This window comes from Roseateles sp., from assembly GCF_039929605.1.
Classification (GTDB): domain Bacteria; phylum Pseudomonadota; class Gammaproteobacteria; order Burkholderiales; family Burkholderiaceae_C; genus Pelomonas.
The window spans coordinates 1-10,034 of the sequence record NZ_JBDSQX010000036.1 but is presented as its reverse complement, the minus strand read 5'-3'; the positions used below and the strand labels follow the sequence as shown (position 1 = coordinate 10,034).

Sequence of the window (10,034 nt, the reverse complement as noted above, 5' to 3'; positions counted from 1 at the left end):
CGCCGCCACCGCCACGCCCAGCTTCACGCCGGACAAGGACGGCCGCTACGCGGCCACGCTGACGGTCACCAACCCGGCAGGCCTGCGCGCGGTTCAATCCGTCACCGTCGACGTCGGCAATTACGCGCCGGTGGTGGTGCTCGATCGCAGCCAGGCGATGGTGCTGCAGGGTGGCAGCATCACGGCGTCGGCAGCCAGCAGCTACAGCAAGAACAACGCCGGCACGCTGACCTACCGCTGGGCGCTGGACACCTTCCCGACGGGCTCCAACGCCAGCATCGCCGCACCGAACGGCCCCGCGCTGAGCTTCACGCCGGACGTTCCCGGCAGCTACTACGCATCGGTCACCGTGACGGATGGTCAGGTCAGCGCCGTGTCGGGCGTCAGCATCACCGTGCTGAGTGCCACCGCGGGCACCGTGCCATTGGCCTACAAGCCGCTGCTGACGCGCTTCAGCAAGTCCCAGAACAAGCTGGTCGTCGTTTCCACCAACCCGAACCAGTTGCATCTGGTCGACCCCTCGGCGGGCACCGATATCGCCATCGCGCTGCCCACCACGGCGAAGGCCTTGTCGCTGTCAGCCGACGGCCGGCTGGCAGGCGTGCTGCATGAGGGCAGCGTGAGCCTGGTGGACGTCGTCGCCGGTTCGCTGGTGGCCACGACGGGCACGGCAGGCTCGCAGGTGGAAGTGTTCACGGCGAACTCGGGCATCGTGTTCGTGGCGGGCTCGTCGAACTCGTGGCCCTACACCAACATCGTCGCCATCAACGGGCGCACGGGTGTCACGCTCGGCACTGGCAGCCTCTACAACAGCTCCAGCAGTCCGCGCGGCGTGATGTCGGAGTCGCTGGGCCGTCTGCTGATCGGCGACTACTCGTCGCTGTCCTGGACCGGCGTCAACGTCGGCACCGGCAGCTTCACGGGTTCCAACGGTCAAGCGCCCTCGAACTATTCGGCGTCCAATCCCATGTGGCTCTCGGGTGACGAGTCGTTGCTGTTCACCAGCGGCGGCAGCTACTTCAGAACCTCGGACCTGCAATACCTGGGCACATTGGGCATGGCCGCCCTGTCGGTCAGCCACAGCGCCACCGCGGCAGAGGCCATCGCCGTGACCAATAACGGCTCCAACACGTCCCAGTACGCCGAAGTGCTCAAGCGGTTCACCGGTTCGCTGCTGTTCCCTGCTGGCGACGTCCGCCTTCCACTGATCAACGGCGCCCAGTCGTATGGCCTAGCCGTCTTCCACGCCAGCGACGACAAGCGAGTAACCGTGGTGCAGACGGGCAGCAACGAGGTCCAGGCCAGCGGCGTCCAATACTTCCTCATCATGCGCTGACCCCCCACGCTGGCCCCTCGCGGGGCCAGCGTGAGCCGGGCTGGAAGTGCCGCGAAGGCCGCCCACGCGACTGGTTGACCCTTATGCGACGGGCTCATATCACTTCCGGGCGAAAATCCCGGGGTTAACCCCGCCAAGACCACCGCCCATGAGTGCCTTCCACGAAGAGACCGTCCTGACCGTCCACCACTGGACCGACCGCCTGTTCAGCTTCACGACGACGCGCGACCAGGCCCTGCGTTTTTCCAATGGCCACTTCACGATGATCGGCCTCAGGGGCGAGAACGGGAAACCGCTGCTGCGTGCCTACAGCATCGTCAGCGCCAATTACGAAGAGAACCTCGAGTTCCTGAGCATCAAGGTGCCGGACGGCCCGCTGACGTCGCGCCTGCAGCACATCAAGCCGGGCGACAAGATCGTCGTCGGCCGCAAGCCCACCGGCACGCTGCTCATCGACTACCTGCTGCCGGGCAAGAACCTCTACCTGCTGGGCAGCGGCACGGGCCTGGCGCCGTTCATCAGCGTCGTGCGCGACCCGGTGACCTACGAGCGCTTCGAGAAGGTCGTCATCGTCCACGGCGTGCGCCATGTGAACGAGCTGGCCTACCACGATCACCTCTCGGTCGACCTGCACCAGCACGAGTTCCTGGGCGAGTTCGCTGCTGAGCAACTGCTGTACTACCCGACCGTCACGCGCGAGCCGTTCAAGAACACGGGCCGCATCACCGACCTGATCCAGACCGGCAAGCTGCAAGCCGACCTGGGCCTGCCGCCGCTGAACCCCGAGACCGACCGCATCATGTTGTGCGGCAGCCCCGAGCTGCTGAAGGATATGCAGGCGATGTTGGAGGTGCGCGGTTTCAAGGAAGGCAGCACGACGACGCCGGGCGACTACGTCATCGAGCGGGCTTTCGTCGAGAAGTAAGGCTGGCGCCAATATTCCTTATTAAGGTACATTCGTACCCGATTTAGGAATACTTCAATGCGCGCCTTGGACATCCTGTTGTCGCAGCCTGCACAGCGCCTGCTGTGCAAGGTGCTCCTCAATGCTGGTCAGGACTTCGGCACGGTCGAATTGTTGAGCTTGATGGGCAGCAGCCGGGGCGCTGGCAGCGCCTTGTTGAAGCGTTGTGTGGACGGCGGCCTGCTTCGCGAGCGCAAGGTGGGCAACCAGCGCAGGTTGTCGGCCAATCCTGAGTTCCTGCTGTACGCGGACCTGCGCAGCATGCTGGTCAAGACCCTGGCCTTGGCCGATCCGCTGGCCAGGGCGCTGGCACCGTTTGCCGACCGCATCGCAGAGGCCTTCGTCTTTGGCTCGGTCGCTGAGGGGCGCGACACCAGCGACAGCGATATCGACCTCGCAGTGGTGGGAAATGTGAGCTTGTTCGACCTGTCACCGAAGCTCGATGCGGTGCAGTCGGAGTTGGGTCGCCCGGTCCACGTCAACCTCTACTCCAGCGCCGAATGGGCGAGTGACGACGCGGTGCTGGCCGCCATCAAGCAAGGCCCAAGAATCGATTTGATGGAGGCCATCCATGCCGAGACCCGTTGAGTACGACGGGCTGCTGAAGATCGGCAGCTTCAAGCCGGCGGCGTCCAGCCCGGCGTCGCTCGCGCAGTTCCTGCGCACTGCGGACGACATGCTGGCGGCCACGCAGAGCGTGATGCCCGAGTCGGCGCGATTCCTGCTCGCCTATGAAGGCATGTTCAATGTGGTCATGGCGGTGCTGGAGTTCCACGAGGTCCGGCCGGGCGACGCTGGCGGCCATCGTGCGACAGCCATCCAGCGTGTGGCCGCCGACCTGAAGCTGGATGCGAGCCGGCAAAGCGTGCTGGCGCGTCTGCACGATGTCCGCAATCGCGTGACCTATCGCCAACCCTTGCCGCCTATCACCAAGGCCGATGCCGAGTCCATGCAAGCGGTGCTTGCAGAGATGCTGCCGGCGGCACGGACACTGACCGGCGCCGCCTGACTTTCAGCCGTGCCCGTGGACCGGGCACACTCCGGCCTGTCCAATGTGGCAGGAGGCCTGGAAGCCAGATGAACAACCCCAAGCGCATCGCCGGCACGCTCATCGTGTTGGCCGTGTTCGGCAGCGCCCTGTTCTGGGCGTTGCGAAGCAATCAGCAGACCCAAACCCTCGAGCACGAGCAGGCGGCCATTGCACAGACGGCGCCGCTCAAGGGGCTGATCGCGGTGGACGTGGAGCCGTTCTTCAAGGACGAGCGCGTCGCCAAGCTACTGGCCGCCCAGCGCCTGCCGGTGCAGGCGGTGCGCGTGGGCAGCCGCGACATGGCGGGCAAGCTGGACGAGGCGCCGGACTTCTTCTTCGCCAGCGGCGTGGTGGCGGCCAACATGATCCTGGACGCAGCGCGCAAGGCCAACAAGCAGGCCACGCAGAGCTCGCCCTTCCACACGCCGCTGGTTGTGGCCTCGTGGGAGCCGGTCGCCAAGATCCTCGTCGCCAACCAGATGGCCAAGCCGATCGCGCCCAAGGTCTACGGCCTGGACATGGAGAAACTGACCGAGGCGATGCTGGCCAAGAAGCGCTGGCGGGACCTGAAGGACAGCGGCGACTACGCCGTGTCGCGCAGCGTGCTGGTGTCGACGACGGACATCCGGCGCAGCAACTCGGCGGCGATGTACCTGGCGCTGACGTCGCAGGCGCTCAACGGCGAGGTCGTCAGCGACCGCACGCAGGGCAATGCATTCGCGCTGAAGCTGGCCGAGCTGTTCAAGCGCCAGGGCTTCCAGGAGAACTACGTCAACGGCGCCTTCGACGACTACCTGTCCATCGGCATGGGCAAGACGCCGCTGGCCTTCATCTACGAGAGCCAGATGCTGGCGCAGGCGCAGAAGAACGGCGGCGGTGGCCTGCGGCCCGACATGGTGTTGATGTACCCGCAGCCCACCATCGTCAACAAGCTGGTGATCGTGGCAATGAACGAGCGCGGCCGCAAGCTGGCCGAGTTGCTGGCGACGAACAAGGAGCTGCAGGCCATCGCACTGGAGCAGGGCTTCCGCACGGGGGACCCGGCCGCGTTCGCGGCCACCGCCAAGCAGGCCGGCCTCGCCGTGGATACGCAGTTGCGCCAGGTCGTCGACCCGCCGGGCTTCGACTTGATGTTCGACATGATCGACACCGTGAGCCGGGAGATGAATCAATGATGCGACGCCTTGCTTTGGTCGTGCTGGCCGTGGCGCTGAGTGCCTGCGGCAAGCGCGATGAACAACCTGAGCCGCCCAGCGCACAGGCTGCGACCAGGACCACGCTGCACGTGCTGGCCACCAGCGACCTGAAGGACATCGAGCCATTGGCCGCGCAGATCGAGGCCGCCACCGGCGTGGCCGTTGAGTTCCGCTTCGGCGGCACGATGGAGAGCACACAGGAGGTGCTCAGCGGCGACTCGGGCGGCAAGCCCAGCGCCGATGTGGCCTGGTTCGCCAACGCCAAATACCTGCTCAGCGACGCCGCCGGCCAGGGCCGCGTGAAGCTGCAGGAAAAGATCATGCTGTCGCCAATTGCCGTTGGCGTCAGCGAGAGCGACGCGGCGCGCTTTGGCTGGAACAAGCCGGATGCCAAGCTCACCTGGGCCGACATCGCCAAGGCCTCCAAGCGCGGCGAGCTGCGGTATGCGCTGTCCAACCCGGCGACCAGCAACCAGGGCTTCATGGCGCTGCTGGGTGTCGTGGCGGCCGCAGGCGGCAAGGGTGAGGCGTTGACGGCGGCCGACGTGGATCGCCAGGCCATCTCGGACTTCCTGACCGGCTACAAGATCGTCGGCGACAACTCGACCTATCTGGCCGAGCAGTTCATCAAGCAGCAGGGCACGCGCGCCAACGCCTTCATCAACTACGAGAGCTGGCTGCTAACGCTCAACGCCAGCGGCAAGCTGCGCGAGAAGCTGCACCTGATCTACCCCTTCGAGGGCGTGTCCACGGCCGACTATCCCTTCATGCTGCTCAACGACGCCAAGCGGGCCGACTACCTCAAGGTGGTCGACTACCTGAAGGGCGACACCGCCCAACTGTGGCTGGCGCGCCAGACGCTGCGCCGGCCGATGAAGGCGGAGCTGGCTAAAACGGTGGAAGACATCCTGCCCGCCCGCGGCTTCCAGGTGGAGCTGCCGTTCTCGCCCGACCGCCAGCTGGCCGACGGCCTCATCGACGCCTACCTCAACGAGTTCCGCAAGCCCATCGCCAGCACCTTCGTGCTGGACACCAGCGGCAGCATGCAGGGCGAGCGGCGCGAGCAGTTGGTGGAAGCCATTCACTACTTGGCCGGCGCCGACGTGTCGCTCACCGGCCGCGTCGCCAAGCTGACCAACCGCGAGAAGCTGTGGTTCCTGCCCTTCAGCGACCGGCCGCGCGAGCCGGTGCTGTTCGAGATCCCGGCAGGCAGCGCCAAGCGCAAGGGCGTACTGCCACAGGCCGACACCGACGCCAAGACCGCCGAACTGCAGCGCGTGCGCGACGCGGCCGACAACCTGCGCATGGCCGGCGGCACGGCGCTGTACGACTCGGTGCTGGCAGCGCTGAACCACATGCTGGAGCAGCGCAAGCTCAAGCCGGACTACCAATACTCGGTCATCGCCTTCACCGACGGCAAGAACACGGTGGGCCGCGACCTGGACGCCTTCAAGCAGGCCTACGAGCAGATGCCCGAGGATGTGCGCGGCATTCCCGTCTTCATGGTGCTGTATGGCGACGCGGCGGAGGCCGATTTGAAGCAGCTCGTCGCCATCACCGGCGGGCGCGTGTTCGACGCGCGCAAGACGCCGCTGTATGCGGTGTTCAAGGACATCCGGGCCTACCAATGAGCTACGCACGGCCGCTCCGAAGTAGCGAAAGCCCCCTCGGGGGGCAGGCGCGCAGCGCCGTGGGGGCTCACGCATGACCGCCTTGTTCCGATGGCTCAACGCACCGGCCAACTGGTGCGGCCTGCTGGCAGCGACTGCAGTGCTCGTGCTGAAGGCGTTAGGCCTGCTCGGCGGCCTGGGGCTGGGCGTGGCAGCACTGGGCTACGCGGGCGGCCTTGTCGTCGGCGCAATGTGGTGGGGCTGGCCCAGCTTCAAGGAAGCCGAGTGGGAAGCCCTGGAGTTCAAGGACGAAGGCGATGCCCGCGAGGCCATGAGCCGCGCACTCAGCGGTGTGCGGCGGCTCACCGAGCACAACCCCGGCCAACGCATCCCCGGCCCGCTGGCCACGCGCATCCAACATCTGTGCAGCAAGCTCGAAGCCCTGCTCGACCAGTGGGAGCGCAGCAAGGGCCAGCTGCCGTTGCAGGAGAGCTTCCACGCGCGCCACATCGCCATCAGCTACCTGCCCGATGCGCTGAACACTTATCTCAGCATCCCGCCGCAGTTCGCCACCACCAAGCTGCTCAGCAACGGCATGACGGCCCAGGCCACCTTCGAAGGCGTGCTGGCCGAGCTGGAGGGCAAGGTCGAGCAGCTGGGCGATGACCTGGCCGGGCAGGACGCCCAGGCCTTCCTCCGCCACAGCGAATTCCTGAAGCAAAAGTTCGGAGCCAAAGCACCATGAGCGACACGATCACCAAGCCCGCCTTCACGCTGACCGCGCCCGAGGTCATCACGCCCATCGAGCCGCCGCAGGCTGTCGAAGCGGTGCCGCTGAAGCCAGAGCTGGCCAGCAAGGTTGACGAACAGGTGCAGCGCTTCATCGACGCGCTGGAGAAGGAAGACCTGCACAGCGAGCCCTTCAAAGCGAAGCTCGACAGCGCCTTCCAACTCGGCCGCCAGGAGATCAGCCTGGCCGCCAGCCTGATGCAGGGTAGCCTGATGCAGCGCAACTTCGTCGGCGCGACGGACACGCCGGCCTACAAGGCCATTGCCGCCATCCGCGGTCAGCTGGACGAACTCAACCCGGGCAAGGACGGCGACCTGCTGCAGCCGCGCAAGCTGCTCGGGTTGATCCCGTTCGGCAACAAGCTGGAGGCCTACTTCCGCAAGTTCGAGAGCGCCGCCGGCCAGTTGCAGACGAGCATGACCCAGCTCTACGCGGCCAAGGACGGCATCCAGAAGGACGTCATCGACATCGAGGCCACGCGCGGCAAGCTGTGGGAGGCGATGCAGTCCCTGGCCGCCGCCGCTCGCTTCGCCCGCACGCTGGACACGCGGCTGGCCGAGCGCGTGCAGGCACTGCAGTCGACGGACCCGATCAAGGCCAAGGCGCTGGAGCAGGAGGTGCTGTTCTACGCGCGCCAAAACCTGGCCGACATCCAGACCCAGCAGGCCGTCTGCGTGAACGGCTACCTGGCGCTGGACGTGCTGAAGAAGACCGGCCGCGAAATGATGATCGGCTGCGACCGCGTCGCCACCACCGGCATGAGCGCGCTGGCCGTGGCGCAAACGGTGGCGCGTGCCACCGGCAACCAGATCGAGGTCATGAAGATGCTGCAAGGCGTCAACTCGACCATCGGCAACCTCATCAACCAGACCGGCCAGGCGCTGAACCAGCACGTCGACCAGACGGCCGAGTTCGCCTCCAACCCCATGCTGGGCATCGAGCAGATCCAGTCCATGTTCGACCAGACCTTCCAGGCCATGGACGCGATGGACAACTTCCGCTCCAAGGCGATTGCGACGATGGGCGCGAACAACAAGCTGATCGAGGCGCAGTTGCAGCGGGCGGACAGTTACGTGGACCGGACAAGGCAGCAGCAGGCGCGGGCGGCGGTGTCGGGCGGGGATGTGGCGGGGCCGGTCCGGCTTTGAATTGCAGACTCGCCTTCTCAGCTAATTCGACTTTCAATAGCACACTAGGGAGGCGCCATGCGCGAGTCGTTCGGTCTTATTCTTTTGCTGCTCTTTTGCATTTCGCCACTCATCTGGTACTTGGCGACTGATAAGAAGCGCACCGCTCGATACGCCGCTCAAAACGCCGCCGCACAGGCTGCTGTGCCACTCCAGCACTGCATGACCTGTGGCAATGAATTCCGTCCCCGGCCGGGCGCCGTGCGGGGCTCGACACTGGTTGAAGTCGTGCTTTGGCTGTGCACCTTCGGCGTCCTCGGACTGCTGTATTCCATCTGGCGCCGGATGGACATCGGCAAGGCGAAGCTTATGTGCCCGGTCTGCAGCTCGAACCAGGTTGTGCCCGCCACGACGCCCAGCGCACGGGCCCATCGCCTGCAGCTGGAGCGCCTGCTCGGCACCACAAACTGAGCTCGGTAGGTTGGGGTGGCAACCCCAACACTTTCTTGGCGCTCGTCGAGCCTGCTGTGCGCCGGGACGCGGCTGCACGCAATTGCTCCGTGTCCCCCGGCCCGCTGCGCGGACCTCCTCCTTTACCTGCGCAATTGCGCGCAGCCGCATCCCGGCTTTTCCACCATCGGTGTTTCGCGGAGAAAACCGAATGCAGCGATGAACAGGAGTGCGGGCAGGCCTGATGCGAAAGTAAAGGAGGAGGTCCGCGTAGCGGGCCGGGGGACTGAGCCCGGACTCAAACAGTCCTGAGGACTGTTTGTGCCTGGCGAAGGATCGGGCCTCTGGCCCGAGCAACGAAGCATCAGGCCTGCCCGCGCTCCTGCGCACCGATCAACCTAGACTGCCCGTCAGCAAAGGAGCTTGCCATGCACGATCAAGTCACCGATCTGATTCAAAAGGGGCGCCTGCTCTCGCGGGAGGACCGTGAGCGCGTTGTCGACGGCCTGCTGGAGTCCTTGAATGAGGACGTGTCTGCGGCGCTTGATCCAGCATGGGAAGCTGAGATCGAGAAACGCCTGGCCGAGTACGACAGGGGCGAGTTGCAGGCGATTGACGGAGAGGCAGTGTTTGCCAAGGCGCGCAAGCTCGCCAGCGGATGAAAGCCCGGCTCCTGTCCACCGCAGAGGTCGAGCGCGGTTGGCTGCCGTGGCAACGCCAACGCGGTCGCCCTACATCCCCTTGAACAAGTGCGTATAGCTCCGACTCACTTCCAGCTTCTCCGTCAACCCCTTCACACCCACCAGCTGCCTTCCACGGAAGTCCCGTGTGATGCCGTCGATGGCACGCGCGTTGACCAGCGTGGAGCGGTGCACCTGCCAGAACACTTGCGGGTCCAGCTCGTCCACCAGCTCCTTGATGGGCTTGCGGATCAGCGCCTCGACCTTGGCCGTCTGCACGCGGGTGTACTTCTCGTCGCTGATGAAGAACAGCACATCGTCGACCGGGATCATCTGGATGGCCTGGCCGACCGTCGCCTGGATCCACTGCAGATAGCTCGGCTTGCCGCTCGGGTTGATCTGCGATGACAGCTTGTGCAGCAGCTGCTGCAGCGGCGCCGATGAGGTCTCGACCGATTCGCTGCCCTCGCGCTGCGCCAGGCGCTTCTTGATGCGCGCCACGGTCAGCTGCAGGCGCTCGCGCTCGGCGGGCTTGAGCACATAGTCGGCCACGCCCTGCTCGAAGGCCTCGACGGCGTACTGGTCGTAGGCGGTGATGAAGACGATCTCCGGCACCAGCCAGTCGTCGTCCTCGGGCAGCTGGGCGATCTGGCGGGCGGCGTCAACGCCCGTCAGGCCCGGCATGCGGATGTCGAGGAAGACCAGGTCGGGCTTGAACTGCTTGGTCAGCTCGACGGCTTCGAGGCCGTTCTTGGCCTCGGCGACGATCTCCAGCTCGGGCCAGACCTCGGTGAGGCGGCTGCGCAGCTGTTCGCGCATCAGTCGTTCGTCGTCGGCCAGAACGGCGCGGA

11 protein-coding genes are annotated in these 10,034 nt (G+C 65.7%); 10 read left to right on the top strand and 1 reads right to left on the bottom strand.

The genetic code is table 11. The features are described from left to right. The 10 genes from ABIS05_RS05555 to ABIS05_RS05510 all read left to right on the top strand — a co-directional run. A partial coding sequence (locus ABIS05_RS05555; RefSeq protein ID WP_348009838.1) for a hypothetical protein occupies nucleotides 1–1,336 on the top strand: 1,336 nt, incomplete at its 5' end. 148 nt (nucleotides 1,337–1,484) lie between these two features. Then, complete coding sequence (locus ABIS05_RS05550) at nucleotides 1,485–2,261, top strand: ferredoxin--NADP reductase (RefSeq protein ID WP_348009837.1); 777 nt, start codon at nucleotides 1,485–1,487, stop codon at nucleotides 2,259–2,261. Nucleotides 2,262–2,318: 57 nt separating this feature from the next. Continuing rightward, nucleotides 2,319–2,888 (top strand): nucleotidyltransferase domain-containing protein, encoded by a 570-nt coding sequence (locus ABIS05_RS05545; protein WP_348009836.1) that lies wholly within the window; start codon nucleotides 2,319–2,321, stop codon nucleotides 2,886–2,888. Beyond that, nucleotides 2,872–3,309: a hypothetical protein gene (locus ABIS05_RS05540; RefSeq protein ID WP_348009835.1), complete on the top strand. Its 438-nt coding sequence runs from the start codon at nucleotides 2,872–2,874 to the stop codon at nucleotides 3,307–3,309. Before ABIS05_RS05545 ends, ABIS05_RS05540 begins: the two co-directional genes overlap by 17 nt. A gap of 68 nt (nucleotides 3,310–3,377) precedes the next feature. Next, on the top strand, nucleotides 3,378–4,505 hold the full coding sequence (locus tag ABIS05_RS05535; RefSeq protein ID WP_348009834.1) for a hypothetical protein: 1,128 nt from the start codon (nucleotides 3,378–3,380) through the stop codon (nucleotides 4,503–4,505). Beyond that, on the top strand, nucleotides 4,502–6,157 hold the full coding sequence (locus tag ABIS05_RS05530) for a VWA domain-containing protein (RefSeq protein ID WP_348063220.1): 1,656 nt from the start codon (nucleotides 4,502–4,504) through the stop codon (nucleotides 6,155–6,157). Before ABIS05_RS05535 ends, ABIS05_RS05530 begins: the two co-directional genes overlap by 4 nt. A gap of 73 nt (nucleotides 6,158–6,230) precedes the next feature. Further along, complete coding sequence (locus tag ABIS05_RS05525) at nucleotides 6,231–6,881, top strand: hypothetical protein (RefSeq protein ID WP_348009832.1); 651 nt, start codon at nucleotides 6,231–6,233, stop codon at nucleotides 6,879–6,881. Beyond that, nucleotides 6,878–8,074, top strand: a complete 1,197-nt coding sequence (locus tag ABIS05_RS05520; RefSeq protein WP_348009831.1) for a toxic anion resistance protein — start codon at nucleotides 6,878–6,880, stop codon at nucleotides 8,072–8,074. Before ABIS05_RS05525 ends, ABIS05_RS05520 begins: the two co-directional genes overlap by 4 nt. 57 nt (nucleotides 8,075–8,131) lie before the next feature. Continuing rightward, the gene (locus ABIS05_RS05515; protein WP_348009830.1) at nucleotides 8,132–8,524 is read left to right on the top strand and encodes a hypothetical protein; all 393 of its coding nucleotides are present in this window, start codon (nucleotides 8,132–8,134) and stop codon (nucleotides 8,522–8,524) included. A 407-nt stretch (nucleotides 8,525–8,931) separates the two neighbouring features. Further along, nucleotides 8,932–9,165: an addiction module protein gene (locus ABIS05_RS05510; RefSeq protein ID WP_348009829.1), complete on the top strand. Its 234-nt coding sequence runs from the start codon at nucleotides 8,932–8,934 to the stop codon at nucleotides 9,163–9,165. Nucleotides 9,166–9,234: 69 nt separating this feature from the next. Here ABIS05_RS05510 and ABIS05_RS05505 read toward each other — a convergent pair. Next, nucleotides 9,235–10,034: LytTR family DNA-binding domain-containing protein (locus ABIS05_RS05505; RefSeq protein WP_348009828.1), on the bottom strand; the 800-nt coding region annotated here is incomplete at its 5' end.